At 38.7% G+C, this 20905-nt stretch carries 22 protein-coding genes; 19 read left to right on the top strand and 3 right to left on the bottom strand.

What is annotated here, in order from left to right:
* The first annotated feature begins 2 nt into the window (after positions 1-2).
* The 5 genes from ACFX4G_RS16975 to ACFX4G_RS16955 all read left to right on the top strand — a co-directional run bounded on the left by ACFX4G_RS16975 (position 3) and on the right by ACFX4G_RS16955 (position 2379).
* Positions 3-776: a nucleotidyltransferase domain-containing protein gene (locus tag ACFX4G_RS16975; protein ID WP_377575815.1), complete on the top strand. Its 774-nt coding sequence runs from the start codon at positions 3-5 to the stop codon at positions 774-776.
* Positions 773-1030, top strand: a complete 258-nt coding sequence (locus ACFX4G_RS16970; protein ID WP_013082381.1) for a DUF2533 family protein — start codon at positions 773-775, stop codon at positions 1028-1030. The genes ACFX4G_RS16975 and ACFX4G_RS16970 overlap by 4 nt, the downstream gene beginning before the upstream one ends.
* A gap of 105 nt (positions 1031-1135) precedes the next feature.
* A complete protein-coding gene (locus ACFX4G_RS16965; RefSeq protein ID WP_013056168.1) occupies positions 1136-1450 on the top strand; it encodes a hypothetical protein in 315 nt (104 codons plus the stop codon).
* A 130-nt stretch (positions 1451-1580) separates the two neighbouring features.
* A complete protein-coding gene (locus ACFX4G_RS16960; RefSeq protein WP_013056169.1) occupies positions 1581-2042 on the top strand; it encodes a divergent PAP2 family protein in 462 nt (153 codons plus the stop codon).
* Between the two features lie 61 nt (positions 2043-2103).
* The gene (locus ACFX4G_RS16955; RefSeq protein WP_013082383.1) at positions 2104-2379 is read left to right on the top strand and encodes a DUF6123 family protein; all 276 of its coding nucleotides are present in this window, start codon (positions 2104-2106) and stop codon (positions 2377-2379) included.
* 6 nt (positions 2380-2385) lie between these two features.
* On the opposite strand, the gene ACFX4G_RS16950 is transcribed toward ACFX4G_RS16955, so the two are convergent.
* Positions 2386-2784 carry a reverse transcriptase-like protein gene (locus ACFX4G_RS16950; protein ID WP_377575812.1) on the bottom strand — a complete coding sequence of 133 codons (399 nt, stop codon included), beginning with the start codon at positions 2782-2784 and terminating at the stop codon, positions 2386-2388.
* 219 nt (positions 2785-3003) lie between these two features.
* Between ACFX4G_RS16950 and ACFX4G_RS16945 the strand changes: the two genes are divergently transcribed.
* Genes ACFX4G_RS16945 through ACFX4G_RS16935 form a run of 3 tightly spaced genes read left to right on the top strand, consistent with a single transcriptional unit; the run spans position 3004 to position 4198 of the window.
* Positions 3004-3657: a ribonuclease H family protein gene (locus ACFX4G_RS16945; RefSeq protein WP_016763503.1), complete on the top strand. Its 654-nt coding sequence runs from the start codon at positions 3004-3006 to the stop codon at positions 3655-3657.
* 29 nt (positions 3658-3686) lie between these two features.
* On the top strand, positions 3687-3869 hold the full coding sequence (locus ACFX4G_RS16940) for a zinc-finger domain-containing protein (RefSeq protein WP_013056173.1): 183 nt from the start codon (positions 3687-3689) through the stop codon (positions 3867-3869).
* 56 nt (positions 3870-3925) lie between these two features.
* Positions 3926-4198 (top strand): DUF2564 family protein, encoded by a 273-nt coding sequence (locus ACFX4G_RS16935; RefSeq protein ID WP_029324153.1) that lies wholly within the window; start codon positions 3926-3928, stop codon positions 4196-4198.
* 59 nt (positions 4199-4257) lie between these two features.
* Here the strand turns inward: ACFX4G_RS16935 and cspD are convergent, their stop codons facing one another.
* Complete coding sequence (gene cspD / locus ACFX4G_RS16930; RefSeq protein ID WP_013056175.1) at positions 4258-4461, bottom strand: cold-shock protein CspD; 204 nt, start codon at positions 4459-4461, stop codon at positions 4258-4260.
* Positions 4462-4738: 277 nt separating this feature from the next.
* Here cspD and ACFX4G_RS16925 point away from each other — a divergent pair, with 277 nt between their 5' ends.
* The 3 genes from ACFX4G_RS16925 (at position 4739) to ACFX4G_RS16915 (ending at position 10943) form a co-directional block, all read left to right on the top strand.
* The gene (locus tag ACFX4G_RS16925) at positions 4739-5026 is read left to right on the top strand and encodes a hypothetical protein (RefSeq protein ID WP_013082386.1); all 288 of its coding nucleotides are present in this window, start codon (positions 4739-4741) and stop codon (positions 5024-5026) included.
* Between the two features lie 302 nt (positions 5027-5328).
* Positions 5329-6570 carry a bacillibactin exporter BcbE gene (gene bcbE / locus ACFX4G_RS16920; RefSeq protein ID WP_013082387.1) on the top strand — a complete coding sequence of 414 codons (1242 nt, stop codon included), beginning with the start codon at positions 5329-5331 and terminating at the stop codon, positions 6568-6570.
* Between the two features lie 167 nt (positions 6571-6737).
* On the top strand, positions 6738-10943 hold the full coding sequence (locus tag ACFX4G_RS16915) for a tetratricopeptide repeat protein (RefSeq protein WP_377575808.1): 4206 nt from the start codon (positions 6738-6740) through the stop codon (positions 10941-10943).
* Positions 10944-10974: 31 nt separating this feature from the next.
* Here the strand turns inward: ACFX4G_RS16915 and ACFX4G_RS16910 are convergent, their stop codons facing one another.
* Entirely contained in the window at positions 10975-12270 is a 1296-nt protein-coding gene (locus ACFX4G_RS16910) for a purine/pyrimidine permease (protein WP_377575805.1), read from the bottom strand.
* Positions 12271-12522: 252 nt separating this feature from the next.
* On the opposite strand from ACFX4G_RS16910, the gene ACFX4G_RS16905 reads away from it, so the two are divergent.
* From ACFX4G_RS16905 to ACFX4G_RS16870, 8 genes are all read left to right on the top strand, one after another.
* Positions 12523-13347 carry a M55 family metallopeptidase gene (locus ACFX4G_RS16905; RefSeq protein ID WP_377575802.1) on the top strand — a complete coding sequence of 275 codons (825 nt, stop codon included), beginning with the start codon at positions 12523-12525 and terminating at the stop codon, positions 13345-13347.
* Positions 13348-13361: 14 nt separating this feature from the next.
* Entirely contained in the window at positions 13362-14291 is a 930-nt protein-coding gene (locus ACFX4G_RS16900; RefSeq protein ID WP_013056182.1) for an ABC transporter permease, read from the top strand.
* Position 14292: 1 nt separating this feature from the next.
* On the top strand, positions 14293-15231 hold the full coding sequence (locus ACFX4G_RS16895; RefSeq protein ID WP_377575799.1) for an ABC transporter permease: 939 nt from the start codon (positions 14293-14295) through the stop codon (positions 15229-15231).
* Between the two features lie 4 nt (positions 15232-15235).
* Positions 15236-16234, top strand: a complete 999-nt coding sequence (locus tag ACFX4G_RS16890; RefSeq protein WP_377575796.1) for an ABC transporter ATP-binding protein — start codon at positions 15236-15238, stop codon at positions 16232-16234.
* A gap of 23 nt (positions 16235-16257) precedes the next feature.
* Positions 16258-17901 (top strand): peptide ABC transporter substrate-binding protein, encoded by a 1644-nt coding sequence (locus tag ACFX4G_RS16885; RefSeq protein WP_322552492.1) that lies wholly within the window; start codon positions 16258-16260, stop codon positions 17899-17901.
* Between the two features lie 88 nt (positions 17902-17989).
* On the top strand, positions 17990-18934 hold the full coding sequence (locus ACFX4G_RS16880) for a S66 peptidase family protein (protein WP_043979397.1): 945 nt from the start codon (positions 17990-17992) through the stop codon (positions 18932-18934).
* A 31-nt stretch (positions 18935-18965) separates the two neighbouring features.
* Positions 18966-19871: a C40 family peptidase gene (locus tag ACFX4G_RS16875; protein WP_043980573.1), complete on the top strand. Its 906-nt coding sequence runs from the start codon at positions 18966-18968 to the stop codon at positions 19869-19871.
* Positions 19872-19883: 12 nt separating this feature from the next.
* Positions 19884-20891, top strand: coding sequence for an ABC transporter ATP-binding protein (locus ACFX4G_RS16870; RefSeq protein WP_043979393.1), 1008 nt, complete (start codon positions 19884-19886; stop codon positions 20889-20891).
* Positions 20892-20905 lie beyond the last annotated feature (14 nt).

The following is a 20905-nucleotide window of genomic DNA, read 5'->3' as shown; positions in this document are numbered from 1 at the left end:
TTATGTCTACACACATAAATAAACGGTTACAGGAAATTGAAAAAGAATATAATGTGGAAATTTTGTTTGCATGTGAATCAGGCAGCCGTGCTTACGGACTCGACACGTTAGCGAGTGATTTTGACGTCCGCTTTATATACAAGTATAAAGCATCACGCTATCTTCATCTCAATAGACCTCAAGAGGTCATTAATGTAGCAGAAGGCAATTATGATATGCAAGGGTGGGATTTGTACAAAACCATTTATTTGTTTACAAAATCAAACCCTTCGCTTTATGAGTGGCTATGGTCGCCTTTTGTTTATTATCAGAAGCCATCGTTTGCTGAGCCATTGCGGCAAATGATGGCTCACTCATATTCCTTAAAAGCATTGGGGTATCATTATTTTAAAATTTTAACGACAAATAGTAAAAGAAATCTGACATCTTCTGTTACAATAGAGGATATAAAAGTGATGCTTCAACTGATTCGTGCATTTTTATCACTGAAAGTAGTAGTAAAGCAGCGCAGTTTCCCTGTCATTTTATTTGCCGATTTATGTAAGCAGGCAAATCTCGACGATAGGCAGCAATCCATCATTGAGCAATTTGTACAGTGCAAGATAAGCGGGAAAGTTGCTTTTAATGTAAAGATGAAAAACTTTTTGGACAGCATTAAGAAAGAAGCTGCAGCGATAGAAAAAAGCTTAAAAGAATTACCGGAAAAGCAAATCAGTTATGAGGACATTAACTTATTTTTACTAAATCAGCATAATATAATGGAGGAACGAACATGAGTGTACATAAAGAAATTTCAGCCCATTCTAAAAAACAACACGAATTAGTACGTGCTTTTGCAAGCTTAGAAGCTCGACGCGAGCAAGCTATTGAAGCAGCTGTGCTTCTTTGCAAAGAAGGGAAACCCTTTTCTGTAGACGGTATTAATGCTGTAACAGCAGAAATTAATGAGCTGTCTCAAAAATATACCATCATTCCAGGCCGTAAAGTAGTGACAGAAGAAATGGTTAAAGAGTACGTAGCAAGAATATAAACGTGCTAAGCTCTGGTGTTTTTACCTTAATTTGAACAGGATATGACGTGCCGCTTGATCCATACTAATAGTGTACCAACGAGGTACAAATAGGAGGAGATAGCGATGGGTCGTCAAAAATTAGGTAATAAAAATGCGCAAGCGAATAACAATGCAAAGCATAATTATAACCAAGAGTTCTCTTCTGAGTTTAAAGCAAATCAGGCTCAAAAAGCAAAGCGTGCAAAAAGTGCAAATGACACTTATGCTGGGGAGTTTGCTTCTGAGTTCAACGTGCAACAAAACCAAAACAATTCTGTTAACAAGAAGTTAGAAGCTAATAAAAGTGCAAATAATCAATATGGCCAAGAATTCGGCTCTTATGCTGAAGTTGAATCTGCCAAAATGAATAATGCTGCACAAAAAAAGCGTAAAAAATAACAGAACTGTTTCCAAAAGCGCCGGGATTAGTCTGCTCTGTCAGCAGATTAGCCCGGCGTTTTTTGTTGGGCAATATTTGCTTGGGTACGAGATGTCAATCCATCGCAAACTATAGATGAGGTGAAGCAATATGAATAAAGGAATTGTCATTGCTCTTTCATCAATCGGTTTAGCCCAAGCCTTAAAAATCCCCATTAAAAAGTATCAAACAGGAAAATGGGATATGCGGATGATTGCTGCGTCGGGTGGAATGCCAAGCTCTCATTCAGCCGGCGTATCTTCTTTAGCGACCTATGTAGCGTTAAAAAGAGGTGTTTCTACGATTGATTTTGCGTTAGCATCTGTTTTTGGAATTATTGTGATGTATGATGCACAAGGAATTCGAAGGCAGACTGGCGAAATTACTATTAAAGTGAATACGTTAGATGAAGAAATTGAAAAGCTTGCGGGTCTTCCAGACGGAGGCTTTCACGATTTGACGGAACAGCGCTTGAAAGAAATGCTTGGGCATCAGCCCGAAGAAGTAATTGGCGGAGCCATTTTAGGAGTAGCACTTGGAGCGATTGGCTATTTTTTAGAAGGGAAATCATAGTCAAATAGCCAAAAGTAAGCTAAGATAAAGAAGAACCTTTGCAAAAGGATGGGACGAAAAAGTGACAAAAACAGCTCAAACCGTTGAAGAGTATCTTCTTTATCTTGAAGAAAAAGGCTTTCATTTAGCAGAAGATGCACGTGGATTTATTTCATTTGGTCAGCAGTATACGCGTGCAGCTGACGAGATGGTCATATTTACAATTGAATGGACACTAAAAGTACAAAAAGAATTTGACGGCAGTTTTTTTGTATCGCTCCTCGAGAATTTGACATCAAATCGTATTAGCAATCAAAAACAAGCCATTCAATATTTAAAGTCATCAGGTATGATTTAAGCAGGATTACATTCCTGCTTCTTTTTGATTAATGGCTTGTCTGGCCAGCTGATCAGCACCTGCGTTTTGAGAGCTAGGGATCCACTTTATAAAAAATAACTCAAATTGACTGGACAATTTGAGCGCTTCTTCCAGTAAAGGAGCAAACGCTCTATTTTTAACGTATTCTTGGTTCATTGCGCGGTCTACTAGCTGAGAGTCCGTTCGAAAAGATACGCTCGTATACTTTTTTTCTAAACAAATTTTTAATGCATGAAGAAGTGCATGGTACTCTGCTTCATGATTCGTCATTGTCCCAAGAGCAATAGCGTAACGATGATGTTCACCATTTCCTTTAATTAAAATACCAGCTCCAGAAGGACCAGGGTTACCAGCAGTGGCTCCGTCTATATAAACTTCAATCATCATACAGCCTCCTTGTTAAAACAATATAAGCTTAAACCATGTTTTTTCATCAATAGTATTGTATCATAAGTACTTCAGCTATTTTATATTAGCACGTATAAACGCTAAAATCCGCTTATTAGGTAAGAAAACTGTCATGAAAAGACATAATAGAAGATAAAATACAAAAAAGCAGAAAAAGTGTTGAATTCAAAATTGCTGATGAAAGGAATGCTCGTTATGAATTTCCAAATTGAATGGCATTATAAATCCTCGAAACATAAACAGTTAATTTTCACATCCGATTTCACAGATGCGAATGAGGCGCTAATGATTGTGGGTGATTTAGAAAAAACAGGTCGAACGAAGGAAATTTTTCTACTTGATGAGCAGCAGCAAAAATGGACTGTAAAAGAAGCGAAAAAGCTCTTACAGGAAGTACAGACAGAGCCTCACGATATTGTGGCATATTTTGACGGAGGCTATGAACATGATACGCTCCTAGCGGGGCTTGGGGTTGTGATTTATTTTAAACAGAACAACAACTCTTACCGAATACGACGCAACTCAAGGCTGCAAGAGATTGAATCAAATAATGAGGCAGAGTATGCTGCTTTTTATTATTTAATACAAGAGCTTGAGGAACTTGGTGTTCATCATATACCGGTAACGTTTAGAGGTGACTCTCAGGTTGTATTAAATCAGCTGGCTGGGGAGTGGCCCTGTTTCGAAGAAGAGTTTAATCGGTACTTAGATCGAATAGAAGATAAAATGCAGGAGCTTGGTATCCGGCCGGTATATGAGCCTATTTCAAGGAAGGAAAATGAAGAGGCTGATCAGCTTGCTACTCAAGCTCTTCAAGGGATACCAATTGCTAGCAGGAAGCAAGTGTAACACACAGAACGAAATGGAGATGAACGAGAGTGGAACGTAAACAATTATTAGAAGAAGTAACGGAGTTATTGGATTACTACTGTAGTGATTGTTTTGTAAAAAAAACGTTTAATAAAGAAAAGGGCAAAACATACGCTCAGACGTTTTGTATTAAAGAGTGTACCGTAGGAGAAAAAATTAAGCAGTATGGAGATTTGCTGACTAAAAAGTAAGCGTGTATAATTTGCCGGCAGCAGCTTCATTCTATCCATATGGAGGTGTTCTTTCAATGGATAAGTTTTTAAATGAAGAAGTAACAACAGGATATAATGATTTAAAGCAAGTAGAAGTTTCTATTCAATCTGCTCAAAAGATGATCGGGACAGCTACGATGAGTATGAGTCCTCAGCAGCTTGAAGAGGCAACGAATGCGCTTAATGATGCAAAAGCACAGCTTCAATCTGCCAAAGCTCATGGCACAGGAGTAGACGAGCAATTTCTTCAGCAGTGCATGCAGTCTATTCAAACATGTGAACAGCAGCTTACTGAGGCCAAACGCTAGGTATAACAAAAAAGAGACTCGGAAAAGAGTCTCTTTTACTATAAAATAAAAAGATCTATTTATGATAGCTTAGTGACATTAGCGGCTTGCGGGCCTCTATTGCCTTCTACAATTTCAAAAGATACCTCTTGTCCTTCTTCCAAGGATTTATAACCTTCGCTTTGGATGGCAGAAAAATGTACAAATACGTCGCTGCCGCCTTCAACTTCAATAAAGCCATAGCCTTTTTCATTGTTGAACCATTTTACTTTACCATTTTGCATAACTTGAATCCCCCTAGTACTGTGCAGCCTCATGCTGCTGAAACTCGAATTATCATTTCCAATAGAGGTAAATGATTGTTTATATTATATAATAAGAAGAAATAAAATTTCAATATTAAAATTTAACTTTTCTGAAAATTAAATTTTTATTTAACGTAGGCGTAGTACAAATATAACTAAAAAAATTTCTTATGAGATGAAAAATAACTGAAAATTTAGTTTATAATACAAGTATAGTCAGCATAATTTTAAAGCGGTGATAAGGAGTGGATCGTGTATGTATCGTACACAAGTAAATGGAAAAGAAATCATTTTGTTATTTTCAACGCTCGAAGCAGCAAAGAGCCGCAGCAACCTAGAGAAAGAGCAAATTTATAAGCGCGTGTTGCATTTAAATGAGCAGCTGCTAATGTTTCAAAATGGAACAAGCTTCACCATTGGCGATCCGTTAGGATTAATTGTAGCTCAAGTGAAAAAAAGTGATTTGACAACCATATATATCGAACATATCATTGATAAACAGTTTATGTATGATGGAGAGGGGCATCGAGGTGAAGTAGTGTAACAAGATGACACCTATATATGAAGAAGCGTACGGAGATACTCGTACGCTTCTTCATATATAGGATTAAAAATATGCGATTTTACAAGTATTAACAGGGATAAATAACAAAGTTTAATAAATTAAAGAAGAACAGTGAAACCATGAATAGCAATCACCTTTTTAGCTAAAAAATATAGATACACATCATCTTATGTAATGAGATAGTTAAGCTTTAAAATCAATGAACACGAGAGATTTTATAAAGCTTAAATTGAAAAACGTGTGATTGTGACGTTAATTAGAAGTAAGGTTTGGAGGACGCTATGGAAAGTAGAAAAAAATTGGATTTACTTGCTCTTGCTTCTGTGCCACTTATCATGACCCTCGGAAATTCAATGTTAATTCCGGTATTGCCGGTGATTGAAAAACGTCTACAGATAAGCTCGCTGCAGGTATCCATGATTATCACGGTCTATTCAATTTTCGCTATTTTTTTAATCCCGATTGCTGGTTATTTATCAGATCGATTTGGCCGCAAGAAAATTATTATTCCAAGTTTGCTGCTTGCTGCAGTAGGAGGGGCTTTAACAGGCTGGGCTTCATGGCAAATGGCCAATCCTTTCTGGGTTATTTTAATTGGCCGCGCGATTCAAGGAATAGGTTCAGCAGGAGCTATGCCTGTTGTGATGCCTTGTGTAGGAGATATGTTCAAAGACGAGCAAGAAATTACAAAAGGACTAGGTTTAATTGAAACAGCTAATACGTTTGGGAAAGTACTAAGCCCAATACTGGGAGCTTTTTTAGCGGCTATGATTTGGTTTCTTCCTTTTTGGTTCATTCCTATTCTTTGCCTTATTTCGATTCTTTTGGTTATCTTTTTAGTAAAAGTTCCGAAAAATGATAGTTCTTCTGAATCTGAACAAAAAAAGAAAAGTATTAAGCAGTTTTTGAAGGATTTGAAGAAAACGCTCAAAGAAAATATTGGATGGCTTATGGCTATTTTTATTTTAGGCGCCATTATTATGCTTGTATTATTCGGTGTTTTATTTTACCTATCGACCATACTAGAGGAGCGTTATCATATTGTGAATACGAAAAAAGGTTTAGTGATGGCTATTCCTTTGCTCGCTTTATCTATTTCTTCTTTTGTGGCGGGGAAAAAAGTTGGAAACAATAAAATCGTTATGAAGTGGTCTGCTTTTTTTGGCTTCTTATTGTTAACATGTTCTTTCATCATTTTATTTTTTAATACGTCTCTTTTTAGTATTTTACTCACTTTAGTGCTTGGTGGAATTGGAATTGGAGCAGCTCTTCCCAGTCTTGATGCGCTTATTACAGAAGGAATTGAAAAGGAAGAGAGAGGAACCATTACGTCTCTTTACAGTTCGATGCGCTTTGTAGGAGTAGCAGCTGGGCCTCCCCTTTATACATTGCTTATGAAGTGGTCGGACATGGCTGTGTTCCAAACGTCTCTAGGGGTTAGTGCGGTAGGTGCCATTTTAGTTTTAAAAGCGATTAAACCAAAGCCTGAAGGCGGCGTAAAACTGAAGAAAGCTGAAGTGTGATTTTATAGAGCTGTCTTATGATAAAAGACAGCTCTTTGCTATTTAAAGACCCGTCAATATACTTAAATTTATATTGTGTCTAGAAAAAATCCTTGAAATTTCTTATACTTCAATTTATAGACAGCAGATGCAATAGTTCTTATTTTATTGAATAAGGTGGTTTTGAATTGAGTATAAATTATCAGAAATTAAAAAGCATGGTGGATCATTATCAAATATTTGATCTTGTAGCGTATATAACAGAAGAAGTACAAAGCCTTCAACCAAAGAGCCTTACGGGTATTGTGAAAGAATGGTTAGCAAACTTACAAACGGAAGAAGAGCTGCACGAGCTTATCCGCTTTTGTGATGAAGCTTTATTAAATCGTTTAAGTCGAATGTTAACGACATATGGATATCGTCGATTTGGCTCGATTCGAATGGTAACTCTTTATTGTGATGATCTCCTGCGAGAAGGCAAGATACTCGACGCTGATGATAGACTTTCTTTATTAATTTCTCAGCTGGATACGGAATCAGTTAAAGAGGAACAGCTTGAGAAAATCTATTTTTTAAAGGTAAGAATTCTTTTAGAAATGAAACAAGTGGATGAAGCTTCTGAGTGGATGAAACAAGTAACGTCCCATAATCAAAAGGGTATGGCTGACAGATGGGGCTATTTTCATTTGCAGCTCAACGACAGAATGAAAGCTGAAGCCTGCTTAAAAGAAGGAACGACATATAAGGAGAATGGAGATTTTTGCTATGCAATGCTCGCAGACTTATATGCGTATGAAGGGAAGCATAAACAATCGCTTGAAAAAATTAACGAGGCTATTGTCCGCTACCCACAGCTTCCGTCTTTATATATGGATAAAGTGATGCGATTAAAAGATTTAAAAGAGTATTCTCTCTTGCTTGAAACGATTGAATTTATCGATTCAAAGTTACCCTATCACGATTATCAAGACTTTTTTACGCTGCTGCGCGCCGACATTTATTTTGAACAGAAGCAGCAATCTCAGCTTACGCATCTGCTCTCGACTAAGCGATGTTTAAAAGATTCACCTTATCAAAAATTAATTGGAAAGAATACAGACGATAAATGCAGTACAATCAAGCTTCCTATTGTACCGATTGTTCAAAAAGATAATTATTGCGTGCCAGCTAGTATGAGTATGATGTTAAGGCTTTTACATACCGAAAAAACACAGGATGAGATTGGGACGCGTATTTACGGAAGGTTAGGCTCCAAATTATCAACTGCGGTGAGCTACTTTGAATCTCTTGGCTTTGCAGCGATGTTTTTTACAGGCACAGTTGAACAGTTTAAAGAACTATTAGACAAAGGGCTGCCTATTTTGGTCAGTCTGGAATTTGAACAAGCTTCCCATGTTCAAGTTGTATTTGGCTATGATGATGAACTTGAACTTTTTCATGTACAAGATGCTAATTTTCTAAGTCCAACGTATGTAGAATATAAAAATTTTGATCAGCATTACGCTAATTCGGGTTTTTTATCAATTGTTGCTTCTAAAGCGGCAGCGGATCTCGCTTCACTTTCTAAAGAGCAAGATGTGTTTATTCGTCAGCTGTATGACTTAATCGAACTAGTTGAAGCGAATGAAGAGGCACACATTAATGATCTCGTTTCTTTACTAAAAGCAAATGAGCATGTTCCATTTGCCGCTATTTACAGTATGAAGCATTTGTATAGAAAAGAGCATGAAGCCTATATTCGTACGTGTATTAACCATGTGTTAGAGAAGTATAGCAATCATGATTATCTTAAGCTTCACGCTGCATATGCCTTTTTTAAACTTGACGACAGTAAGGGAGCATCTTCCTTGTTACACCACATAGATAACAAAAAGCATAGCTCTTTTTATCACTATCTTAAAGGAAGAATTGCGCTGGATGAAGAGAAGTATGATGAGGCTGTTGAAGCACTGCGCAGCTCCCTGCAATTAGACGTAGAGCAGCATTTGAACTGGAGCTATTTAGCACTTGCATATATGTACAAAGGAAACCTGGAAAAGGCTTTTGAATGCTCGACCATTTCCTTAAATATGTATGGCGATGAATCTTATACACAAATCAATCACGGACTTATTTTAATGGAGAAAGAAAGATATGCAGAAGCCAGAAATCTTTTCGACGCGTTATTAAAAGAAAACCCAAAAGATGCGCACAGCTGGTTTGAAAGAGCCCGTTGTGATGAACATTTAAAAAAGTTTCGTAAAGCTTACCGGGGATTTCAAGTAGCTAAACAGCTTTTGCCGACTGTTCCTTATCCATATCTTTCGATAGCTGATTTGCTACAATATCAACTAGAAAAAACAGACGAAGCTGAAAGCTATCTCAAAGAAGGCATGAAGCATCTCCCAAGCGACATGACAATTCGAGGAAGACTAGGCGATTTATACGTCGCGAATCAAAGGTACGAAGAAGCTATTGCTCTGTATAAAGAAGGCTTAAAAATAGAAGAAGATGCCCTTATGTATTTGGGCTTATCTTATGCGTATCTAGAAACAGGTGAACATTTAACGGCCGTTGATACGCTCACGCTTATTGCGCAGAAGTTTTCATCGAACAGCGACGTCCTGTTGGATGCAGGCAGCATGCTTTTGGATGCAGCAAAAGAGAAGAATCTAGACGACCAAACGATAGAGTTTGGATTTGCTCTTTATGAAGAAGGAATTCATTTTGCTCAAACAGCGCTAGCTGAAGTGTTAGAAGCATATACGAGTTATTTAGAAGACACGGCTTTACTGACTCGTGGAATTAAGTTTTTAACTGCAGAACATCAAGAGCACCCTAATGAGATTTTGTACATGTGCTACTTAGGCATATTATACGAACAAGCCAAGCAGCTAACAAAAAGTGAGAAACTTTATCAACAAGCGCTTCGTATCAAGCAAGATGCTTTGCCATATTATCGGTTAGGTGAAATATATCAATCAATGAATCGCATCACTGAAGCAAAAGAGGCCTTCCAAAAATGCTTAACTCTTGATAAAACATTTGAAGCCGCTTGTATGAAGCTTGCTGAAATGGCTTGTGAAGAACAAAATCGAACGGCTGAAAGGAATTGGCTGCTTCAATGGATACAGCTGAATCCTATGGAAGTAAACGTTGAGCACGCAGCTTCACTTTGTGAAACAGAGAAAGAGTATGAAGAGCTGTTAGAGGTATTAAAAAGCGTAAAGGAAATCGTTTTGCCTCAGTGGCTTGCTGACAGCCAGGCTCATGTGTATCGCCTAAAAGGAGACATTTCACAGGCTGAAACGTATTTAGAGAAGGCGCTTGAACTAGATCCACAGAATCCTGCTATTCGCCACCATCAGGCAAAATGGCTCATCATGGAGCATAGATATGAAGAAGCTAGAACAATTCTTACAGAGCTACTAAGTGAGAATCCGGAAGATTACGCTCTATTTCAAACGTTCATGTCTAGCTTTCCAAATGGAAAAAAACTGTCTGGGCTTACGACAGATTTAAAAAAGATAAAAATGGAAAAACACAGCAAAAGCTTGTTATTTAAAAATGCAGCCGAGGCTTTAAATGAGTATGCCGATTCGATCGTAGAAGAGCAGCAAGGATCTATCTTCAAACGAAGCTTAGCAAAGTTCAAAGCAAAAGCAAAAACGGTTACGCTGCTTGGCTTAACGATTGAACTGTATGAACTTGCTATAAAAACGGATCCGAATAATAAAGAGGCTGTGCATGCATTTGCGGCTTTTTACGAAGAGAAAGGATTAATTGAAGATAGCATCACCGTGCTGAAAAAATCGCTGCATCAAAGCTGGGATTTTGATGTTGCCTATCATTTAGCCAATATACTCGTTAATATCCATGAAAATGAACAGGCTGCACATGAAGCGCTAAACTTAGTTCAAAAACTTCTTGAACAGCAGCCGTATCATATAGATTTGCAGATATACCGGGCATTTATTTTGAGTAGCCTTGAAGAGGTAGAAAAATCGGAGACAGCTTTTCAAGAATTACTTCAACAGGAGATTTATCAGCCTGACATATATGCAGGACTAGCAAAACTGTATAATAAAACAGAACGTTATCATGAAACTGTTCAGCTTCTTCAAAAAGCGATTGAACAGCGTCAAGAGTATGAAGGGATGTATACTGATTTAGGTATCGCGTATCATTTAGAAGGTGAAACGGAAGCAGCAGCTTCGCTTATGATAACCAGAGTAGAAAGTGGAGACGAAGATCTTTTTATTCGCTATAACTTGGCATGCTATCTAGCTGTTCTTGGAAAAACTGCTTCTGCTCAGGAAGAGTTGGATTATATTTTAGCACATGATGAAACGGGAGAATTCTATGAACTGGCTATGGCAGACGATGAACTAAAAGGATTAACGGTAAGAAGGTAAAAAAAAGAAGCTGGGTTTCAGCTTCTTTTTTTTATCCCTCTTTTGCACCTTGTCTTTTCAAAGAAATGGATTCAGAAATTTCCAGTGCAAGAATGATAATTGTGCCAAGAACTAATCCGTTGCTTAAAAACGTAGTAACTAAAGGTGGCAGTGTTGAAAAAGCTTGAGAAGGCAAAAACATAACCCCTATCCCCGACAGCAACGCAATACCGGCTTTTTTCATTGCTTTTTCGGGCTGTTTGGCATGCTTGAATTCTCCAATTCCAAGAGCCATCATACCTGTAAAAACAGGAAAGATTGCCGCGTATCCGACAGCAGGAGGAAGAGCGGACATAATGGATGTTAAAGGAGTAAAGATACTCAAAAAAAGCAAAAGACACGATGCTACAATAAAAGGAACTCGGCTATAAAGATTTGTAGCTGAAATAAATCCACCGGAACCTGAAATAGGAACGGCACCGACACCTGAAAACAATCCTCCAAGCAGCTGACTTATACCCGAAACCATCCCGGAACGCTTAATATTGTCTTTTTCAATTTTTTCTCCTTTGTGTTTATAAACAGACTCAACAACACGAATAGAAGCGAGCATGTTTGTAATTAAAATGAGCGTCACAAAAAAAGCAGTGACAACCATATTCCATTCAATGCGAGGAGCTCCAAATACAAACACTTTAGGTATGTAAAATAACTGCGCCTGAAACTCGATAGGTTTAGCTAATCCTAGTATTGCAAATACTCCCCAGCCTACACCAATACTAATAATAATGCTGAGCTTATTTAACGTCCTGTGTGATAATAAATAAAAAGTCAGCAGCAAAATCGCAGCTGAAGCCAGCGCAATAGGAAGTTTAATAGCTGAATTCGTTTCTGTAATACCAAACATTCCTTTTAAAAAGGAACCGCTGAGCTGCGTCACTAATAAAATTAAATATGTACCGGTAACTGTCGGGGTAAAGTATTTTGCTAGTTTATCAATGAGACCAAGCAGGCTCATCAAAATAGCGATTATCCCGCTTATAAGGAGGGTGAACTGCAGTACGCGGAGCGTTTCAGAGTGAGAACCAAACAGAACCGTTCCAAGACTCGCATACAGAGAAAAGACGCCCCACCAAACACCAGCTGGCCCTTCCATGATGGGATATTTATGCCCTATAAATACCTGCAAGAGCCCGGATAAAGCTAAAATAAATAACGTTCGCTGTAAAAATTGAATAGAATCCGCTGCGTTTAAATGAAACTGAGAAGCAATTACAATAGGAACAATCATACTATTAGAGATCATAAATAAAAACCATTGTAGTGAAGCAATGGAAACTCGAAACATTCTTAACACCTCAATTAATGCCGACGAGCGGCTGAATGAACCAACAGGCTGCTCTATTATTTTACCATGGGATTTCCAATTTGTAAGCGATATCTTGTTAAAAGGAAGACGAATAAAGTGTCAAAAAATTCAATATATTGTTGTAAAAAGAAGAAAGATAATTTATAATTTTCTTACAATTATAAATTATAAACATAAGAATAATTTATAATGAACTGACTAACAGTCAAGGAAGGAGGAGGAATAAGACAAATGAAACTATATCTGTCGGTTGATATGGAAGGAATTACGGGACTCGTCGATCACACAAATGTTCTGCGACAGAAAGAAAATTATGAGAGAAGCCGCAAAATAATGACGGATGAAGCAAATGCAGTAATTTATGCAGGATTTAGAGAACAGTGCTCAGAAGTTGTGGTAAATGACAGTCATTCGAGTATGAATAATCTCCTTGTTGAACGGCTTCATCCAGAAACTCAGCTTATTTCAGGAAGCGTAAAACCATATTCAATGGTACAGGGATTAGATCAGACTTTTGATGGTGCTATGTTTCTAGGATATCATGCTAAAGCATCCATGCCTGGTGTCATGTCTCATTCGATGATATTTGGTGCTCGCAATATGTACATAGACGATACGAATATTGGAGAGTTAGGCTTCAATGCATACGTCGCAGGCTATTACGGCGTGCCAGTTTTAATGGTAGCCGGTGATGACCAAACGGCGCTGGAAGCACAGCAGCTTATTCCAAACGTGACGACTGCTATCGCCAAACAGGCCATTTCACGTTCTGCAGCCAAAACATTAACCCCTAAGAAAGCAGAACAATTACTTCAAGAAAAAACAGCCGCAGCTATTCAACACAAACACCTTGTTAAACCTTTAATTCCACCTAAACATCCAACCTTACGAATAGAATTTGCAAATTACGGTCAAGCAGAGTGGGCGCATTTAATGCCGGGAACAGAAATTGAGCCTGGAACGACGACCGTTCGGTTTCAAGCAAAAGATATTTTAGAAGCTTATCAGGCCATGCTTGTTATGACTGAATTAGCTACGCGCACAACATTCTGTTAGAAGGTGGGATAAAGGTGAAAAGTTATATTCTGAAACGATTTTTATCCATGCTTGTTACGCTGTGGGTAATTGTGACCTTAACCTTCTTTTTAATGCATTCGATTCCTGGATCTCCATTTAATGAAGAACGAGCGACAAGCGATGCAGTTCAAAAAAACCTGGAATCATTTTATCACTTAGATGAGCCGCTAGCTGTGCAATATATTCTTTATTTAAAATCCATTGTTACCTTTGACTTTGGTCCTTCCATTAAACAGCCGTCTCAAACGGTTAACGACCTTCTAGGAAGAGGGTTTCCCGTGTCATTTGAACTTGGAATGGTGACGTTAATTCTTGCGGTAATTTCCGGTATTACACTAGGCATTATCGCTGCTCTTAGAAGGAATGGAATAATTGATTACATGGCGATGAGCATAGCAGTTATCGGATTGTCGGTTCCAAATTTTGTTATGGCCACGTTGTTAATTCAACAGCTTTCTGTTAATTTGAAAATTTTACCTGCCGCTACGTGGACGAGCCCTTTACATATGATTCTTCCGACTCTAGCTCTTGCCACAGGTCCTATGGCTATTATTGCACGTTTGACTCGCTCAAGTATGATAGAAGTACTAACTCAAGATTATATTCGAACAGCGCGTGCAAAAGGGCTTTCACCAGTAAAAATTGTATTTAAGCATGCGCTTAGAAATGCTTTAATGCCCGTTATAACAGTTCTTGGAACGATTGCGGCCAGCGTATTAACCGGCACATTTGTTATTGAACAAATCTTTGCTATTCCTGGCATGGGAAAATATTTTGTGGACAGTATTAATACGAGAGACTACCCGGTAATTATGGGCACGACGGTCTTTTACAGTTCGATTCTCATCATTATGCTTTTTTTAGTAGACATTGCTTACGGAATACTTGATCCACGAATCAAACTGTATAAGAAGGAGGGATAACGTGCTGGAAAAACAGGAGTATAAGCAAATTCCTGATGAGTGGTTTGTGCCAAAGAAAAAAAAGAAATCTGAAGCTGAAGCAGTTGTAAGGCCGAGTCTTTCTTATTGGCATGATGCTTGGCGCAGGCTTGTAAAAAACAAGTTGGCCATGCTGGGTCTCTTTTTTTTAGTCATTCTCGCTGTGATGGCTATATTCGGTCCTATGTTTTCACCCTACAGTGTAACGAAAGCTTCTTTTACAGAGCAAAATCTTCCTCCTTCAGCTAGTCATTGGTTTGGAACGGATGACTTAGGCAGAGATATGTACACCCGGACATGGTACGGGGCTAGAATCTCTTTATTTGTAGGACTGATGGCAGCGCTTATTGATTTTATCATCGGTGTCATTTACGGGGGATTCTCAGGCTACAAAGGCGGAAAAACAGATAATGTCATGATGCGCGTAATTGAAATTTTATACGGTCTTCCTTATTTATTAGTCGTGATTTTACTAATGGTAGTCATGGGCCCCGGGCTTTCTACGATTATTGTGGCACTTTCCGTTACAGGTTGGATCGGGATGGCGAGAATTGTACGGGGGCAAGTATTGCAAATAAAAAACTATGAATACGTGCTTGCATCCAAAACGTTTGGAACAAAAACTAGTCGTATCATTAAGCGAAACCTGCTTCCAAATACGATGGGACCGATTATCGTTCAAATGACACTAACCGTACCAACTGCCATTTTTGCTGAAGCTTTTTTAAGCTTTTTAGGGCTGGGTGTACAAGCTCCTTATGCCAGCTGGGGAGTAATGGCAAACGATGGTTTATCAACGATTCTATCAGGCTATTGGTGGCGTTTGTTTTTTTCCGCTTTTTTTATTTCTCTTACCATGTTTGCTTTTAATGTCCTTGGAGACGGACTGCAAGATGCACTTGATCCGAAATTAAGGAGGTAAGCAAATGGAAAAAATGCTCCAAATCAAGAACTTACACGTACAGTTTTCAACTTACGGAGGGCGAGTTCAAGCTGTAAGAGGCGTTAGTTTTGATTTACATAAAGGAGAAACACTAGCGATTGTCGGAGAGTCAGGGTGCGGAAAAAGTGTGACATCTCAAAGTATTATGAGGTTAATTCCGACACCTCCGGGCAGGATCACAAGCGGATCTATTTTATTTAAAGGCCAGGATTTAACGAAACTATCAGAAAAGAAAATGCGAGACATTCGAGGCGCTGATATTTCGATGATTTTTCAGGATCCCATGACTGCGCTTAATCCAACTCTTCGCGTAGGTAAGCAAATTGCAGAAAATATTATGCAACATGAAAACATTTCAAAAGAAAAAGCCAAAGAAAAAGCATTTGAAATGCTGGAGCTAGTCGGAATTCCAAATCCTAAAGAACGCCTAAAGCAATATCCTCATGAATTTAGCGGGGGAATGAGACAGCGTATTGTCATTGCAATGGCTCTTGTATGCAATCCCGAAGTGCTAATTGCTGATGAACCTACCACAGCTCTTGACGTTACGATACAAGCGCAGATTTTAGAATTGTTTAAGGATATTCAGCAGAAAACGGATGTCTCTATTGTTTTAATTACCCATGATTTAGGTGTAGTTGCTCAAGTAGCTGACCGTGTTGCCGTAATGTATGCAGGAAAGATTGTAGAGATTGGAACAAGAAGAGACATCTTTTATACGCCGCAGCATCCGTATACAAAAGGATTGCTGCGTTCAGTTCCTCGGTTAGATTTATACGAAAGTGAACTTGTGCCTATTACAGGATCACCTCCCGATTTATTTGCACCTCCATCCGGATGTTCGTTCGCACCTCGCTGTCCTTACGTAATGGAAGTATGTGACCGCATGTATCCTACGTCAACAAAGCTGAAAGAAAGTCACCAAGTGCACTGCTGGCTTCAAGATGAGAGAGCCCAAAAATTTGTAACAACTATAAGCTAGATTTATAGATGAATAGAGAACTTATGAAAGAGGGGGAAATGATGAAAAAAATAGGGTCTTTACTAATGATGTGTGTACTTACATTTGCACTTGCTGCCTGTACGGCCACAAAAGATTCAGGCGCGGAGCCAGAAAAGAAAAGCAGTACAGCAAAAGAAGACGGTAAGGTCCTTTATATGAATAATGGCGCAGAACCTACGTCTTTTGATCCGCCTATTGGATTTGATTCATATTCATGGAATATGCTTAATAACTTAATGGAAGGGCTGACTCGTTTAGGAAAAAGCGATGAGCCTGAAGGAGCAATGGCCGAGAAATGGGATATCTCTGAGGACAAAAAGGTCTATACGTTTCATTTACGAAAAGATGCTAAATGGTCAAATGGAGATGACGTGAAAGCAAGTGATTTCGTATTTGCTTGGAAGAGGCTGTTAGATCCTAAGACGGGTTCACCAGCGGCATTTTTAGGTTATTTCATCCAAGGTGGAGAAGAATTTAATACGGGTAAAGGTAGTGCTGATCAAGTAGGGGTAAAAGCGCTAGATGACAAAACCTTTGAAGTTACGCTTAAGAGCCCTCAAGCCTATTTCTTAAGCGTAGTTTCCAATCCAGCGTTCTTCCCAATTAATGAAAAAGTAGCAACAAAAAATCCGAAATGGTTTGCAGAAGCAGACTCGTTTGTTGCTAATGGTCCCTTCAAATTAACTCAATGGAAGCATAACAGTAATCTAGTCATGGAAAGAAACGATCAGTATTGGGATGCTGAAAATGTAAAGCTTGACAAGGTAAAATGGGCAATTGTTGAAAATACAAACACAGAATATCAAATGTATCAAAATGGAGAACTAGATGTTTCTGAAATTCCATCGGATTTAAGTGAAAAGCTGCTGAAAGATGGAGATGTTCATATCGAAGACCAAGCGGGAACTTACTTCTATCGCTTTAACTTAGATAAAGAGCCCTTTCAAAACAAAAATATCCGTAAAGCATTTGCAATGGCTGTAGATCAAGATCAAATTGTTAATTTTGTTACAAAAAATAAAGAAAAACCAGCTCGTGGGTTCGTATCTTACGGATTTAAAGATGCAGATGGAAAGGATTTCCGTAAAACGGGCGGCGATTTATTAAAAACAGATAGCAAAGAAGCAAAAGCACTTCTGAAAAAAGGAATGAAAGAAGAAGGATATAAAAAGCTGCCAGCTATTACTCTAACATACAGTACAGACGATACGCATAAAAAAATAGCAGAAGCACTGCAGCAAATGTTCAAAGAAAATCTAGGCGTAGATGTGAAGCTTGCCAATATGGAATGGAATGTTTTCCAAGAAGAACAAAAAGCGTTAAAGTTTCAGCTGTCACGAAGTTCATTTTTAGCTGATTATGCAGATCCAATTAACTTTTTAGAGAGCTTCCAGACGGGTCATTCAATGAACCGTACAGCTTGGAGCAATAAAGAATATGATGAGTTAATTAAACAAGCTATGAACGAAACGGATAATAAAAAACGTTTTGAGCTTATGTATAAAGCAGAAGGTATTTTATTTGATGAGATGCCAATCATTCCTATCCATTTCTACAACTATGTGTTTTTAATAAAAGATAACGTATCTGGAATTGTTCGTCATCCTGTTGGCTATTTAGATTTGAAGTGGGCAGATAAACAGTAAAGTGGAACTTTTCGTCAGAGGGGATTTCAATACCCTTCTGACCCAAGTTTCACTTTCTTCATTTCTTTACACAAAAGGAGTGTAACAAATGATAAAACCAAAACCATTACAAAAAGGTGATACAGTAGCTGTTATTGCACCTGCTAGTCCGCCTAATCAGCACAATCTAAAAAAAGGAATAGAATATTTAAAGGAAATAGGATTAAACGTAGTAACAGGCGCGCATTTATATAAAAAAAACGGGTACTTGGCAGGGACTGATGAACAGCGAGCAGCCGATATACATGCGATGTTTGCCAATAAGAAAGTAAAGGCAATTATTTGTGCATGCGGAGGTTACGGGACTGCTAGACTTGCCTCGCAATTAAACTACGATTTAATTAAGCGAAACCCAAAGGTTTTTTGGGGATATAGCGATATTACGTTTTTACATACGGCTATTCATCAGCGCACAGGTTTGGTTACCTTTCACGGGCCAATGCTTTCGTCGGATCTCGGAAAAGAAGATGTTCATATAGAGACGAAGCAAGCTTTTTATCAATTATTTTCTCACCGTTCTTTGTGCTATACGGATCAAATTAGTCCCCTCGACACCATTTGTGAAGGAGAAGCAACTGGTCAGCTGATAGGAGGAAATCTGACTTTGCTGGTAAGCACGCTTGGCACACCATTTGAGCTAGATACAAAAAATCGAATTTTATTTATTGAAGATATTGATGAAGAGCCGTATGAAATTGACCGCATGATGACACAGCTGTATATGGCCAATAAACTGCAGGATGCAGCGGGAATTATTATGGGAGATTTTCATAACTGCTATCCTAAAAAACGTACGGAGTCGCTTTCTTTAGAAGAGGCATTAACAAGTTACCTGACTTCTTTAAAAAAACCTGTGATGAGAGGGTTTCGCATCGGGCATTGCTCGCCTCAAACAGCTGTGGCGATTGGAAGCTATGCCACGATGTCGACTTATGAACGAATGGTGGAATTTGAATCCGGTATTACATTACCAAAAGATAAAGTCGAACGCTGAAGGTTAAACCTGCGGGGAGGATAAATAGGTGATGGATAAAAAAACGTATTACGTTTGTGTAGCTGTGGCGACTGTTTGGACTTCCTATGACTCTAGCAGAGAAATAGATGACAATGCAATAAGTGTCCCAGTAAAACTGGATAAATGGCTAGAACAATTAACGTATACACGCCGGTTGGAGCTTTGTGAGAAAAATTTAGTTCAAACGCAGCTGTTACTAGGAGAAGAAGTATATGTAACAGAAATGAAAGGTAAATGGGCAAAAATCGTTATTCCTTCTCAGTTTTCTTCTAAAGATGAAAGAGGATATCCCGGGTGGGTTCCTTTTCACCAACTGATTTCTCAAACTGAATATTTTCCGTTGAATAAACCAACGGCGGTGGTATCAGCAACGATTGCGACCCTGCACCTAGCGGAAGAAGCCTTGCAAATTAGTTATCAAACGCAGCTGCCTCTTTTAAAAGAAGATAAAGAATGGCTAGAAGTTCAAACGCCGGTTGGCAGTGGGAGAATAAAACGTCAAGATGCTGTTGTAATAGAGGATAGAAACCGTAAAGTAAAAGGAACTGGGGATAGGATTATTGCAGCAGGAGAACAGTTTTTGAATCTTCCATATTTATGGGGTGGCATGAGTGCCTGGGGATATGATTGTTCCGGGTTTGCCTATGCTACTCATAAAGCAAACGGATATCTTATTCCAAGGGATGCAACCGATCAAGCAAGGCAAGGAAAAGAAGTGGGGTTAGCCTCTATTCAACCTGGAGATTTGCTGTTTTTCGCTCATGAAAAAGGTGAAGGGTCTATCCACCATGTTGGTATTTATTATGGTGAAGGAAAAATGCTTCATTCACCTAAAACAGGTAAAACCGTTGAACTGATTGAATTAAAAGAAACGCTTTATGAAGAAGAGCTGTGCGCAGCCCGGCGCTATTATTAGGAGGTGGCAGTTATGACAGCGAAGCATTTGTTAGAAGTAAAGCAGCTGAGCAAATATTTTTCGATTACGAATAAGCAGGTTTTGAAAGCAGTAGACGGCGTGTCTTTTCATATTTCAAAAGGAGAAACCTTTGGACTTGTTGGTGAATCCGGCTGCGGAAAATCAACTGCGGGGCGAACAATCATTGGGTTGTATAACCGTACATCAGGAGAGGTGCTTTATAAAGGGAAAAACGTGCATGAGCTATCAGAGAAAGAAAAATTTGCTTTTCATCGTAATATGCAAATGATTTTTCAAGATCCATATGCTTCACTAAACCCTCGTTCTACCGTGAAGGAGATTATCTCAGAACCAATGGAGGTTCACGGACTTTATTCGAATAAAAAAGAGATGCTGAACCGCGTGTATGAGCTGCTAGAAGATGTCGGGCTAAACCGTGATCATGCCAATCGCTATCCTCATGAATTCAGCGGCGGACAGCGCCAGCGTATAGGGATTGCGAGAGCTTTAGCACTAAATCCAGAATGCATTATTGCAGACGAACCTATTTCTGCTTTAGATGTGTCTGTACAGGCTCAAGTAGTTAATTTATTAAAAAAACTCCAAAAAGAAAAAGGGTTAACCTATTTATTTATTGCACATGACTTGTCGATGGTAAAGCATATAAGCAATCGTATTGGAGTTATGTATTTAGGGCATTTAGTAGAATTAACAACAAGTTCGGAGCTGTATCAAAAACCGCTTCACCCTTACACTCAAGCTCTACTGTCAGCTATTCCTATCCCTGATCCTGACGTTGAGGATAATCGGAAGCGGATTGTTCTTAAAGGAGAATTACCGAGTCCAATTAACCCGCCCTCTGGCTGCGTGTTTAATACGCGCTGTCCTCTTGCAGTAGCAGCCTGTAAGACTCAAAAGCCAGAGTGGCAGGAAGTTGAAGACAATCACTTTGTATCCTGTCACTTATACAATCAAAAGATAATGAGTAACAACTATATTGAAACAGCTGCGACAAAATGATGGAAAGAGCGAGA

The sequence above is a fragment of the Priestia sp. YIM B13486 genome, from assembly GCF_042787865.1.
Lineage (GTDB): Bacteria > Bacillota > Bacilli > Bacillales > Bacillaceae_H > Priestia > Priestia megaterium.
Note: the sequence above shows the minus strand (reverse complement) of the source record. Positions and strands in the feature narration are given on the sequence as shown.

Bases quoted from the DNA above. Each gene is read 5' to 3' on its own strand.
- ACFX4G_RS16975 (WP_377575815.1), top strand. From the start codon at position 3: ATGTCTACACACATAAATAAACGGTTACAGGAAATTGAAAAAGAATAT.
- ACFX4G_RS16970 (WP_013082381.1), top strand. From the start codon at position 773: ATGAGTGTACATAAAGAAATTTCAGCCCATTCTAAAAAACAACACGAA.
- ACFX4G_RS16965 (WP_013056168.1), top strand. From the start codon at position 1,136: ATGGGTCGTCAAAAATTAGGTAATAAAAATGCGCAAGCGAATAACAAT.
- ACFX4G_RS16960 (WP_013056169.1), top strand. From the start codon at position 1,581: ATGAATAAAGGAATTGTCATTGCTCTTTCATCAATCGGTTTAGCCCAA.
- ACFX4G_RS16950 (WP_377575812.1), bottom strand. From the start codon at position 2,784: ATGATTGAAGTTTATATAGACGGAGCCACTGCTGGTAACCCTGGTCCT.
- ACFX4G_RS16945 (WP_016763503.1), top strand. From the start codon at position 3,004: ATGAATTTCCAAATTGAATGGCATTATAAATCCTCGAAACATAAACAG.
- ACFX4G_RS16935 (WP_029324153.1), top strand. From the start codon at position 3,926: ATGGATAAGTTTTTAAATGAAGAAGTAACAACAGGATATAATGATTTA.
- cspD (WP_013056175.1), bottom strand. From the start codon at position 4,461: ATGCAAAATGGTAAAGTAAAATGGTTCAACAATGAAAAAGGCTATGGC.
- ACFX4G_RS16925 (WP_013082386.1), top strand. From the start codon at position 4,739: ATGTATCGTACACAAGTAAATGGAAAAGAAATCATTTTGTTATTTTCA.
- bcbE (WP_013082387.1), top strand. From the start codon at position 5,329: ATGGAAAGTAGAAAAAAATTGGATTTACTTGCTCTTGCTTCTGTGCCA.
- ACFX4G_RS16910 (WP_377575805.1), bottom strand. From the start codon at position 12,270: ATGTTTCGAGTTTCCATTGCTTCACTACAATGGTTTTTATTTATGATC.
- ACFX4G_RS16905 (WP_377575802.1), top strand. From the start codon at position 12,523: ATGAAACTATATCTGTCGGTTGATATGGAAGGAATTACGGGACTCGTC.
- ACFX4G_RS16890 (WP_377575796.1), top strand. From the start codon at position 15,236: ATGGAAAAAATGCTCCAAATCAAGAACTTACACGTACAGTTTTCAACT.
- ACFX4G_RS16885 (WP_322552492.1), top strand. From the start codon at position 16,258: ATGAAAGAGGGGGAAATGATGAAAAAAATAGGGTCTTTACTAATGATG.
- ACFX4G_RS16880 (WP_043979397.1), top strand. From the start codon at position 17,990: ATGATAAAACCAAAACCATTACAAAAAGGTGATACAGTAGCTGTTATT.
- ACFX4G_RS16875 (WP_043980573.1), top strand. From the start codon at position 18,966: ATGGATAAAAAAACGTATTACGTTTGTGTAGCTGTGGCGACTGTTTGG.
- ACFX4G_RS16870 (WP_043979393.1), top strand. From the start codon at position 19,884: ATGACAGCGAAGCATTTGTTAGAAGTAAAGCAGCTGAGCAAATATTTT.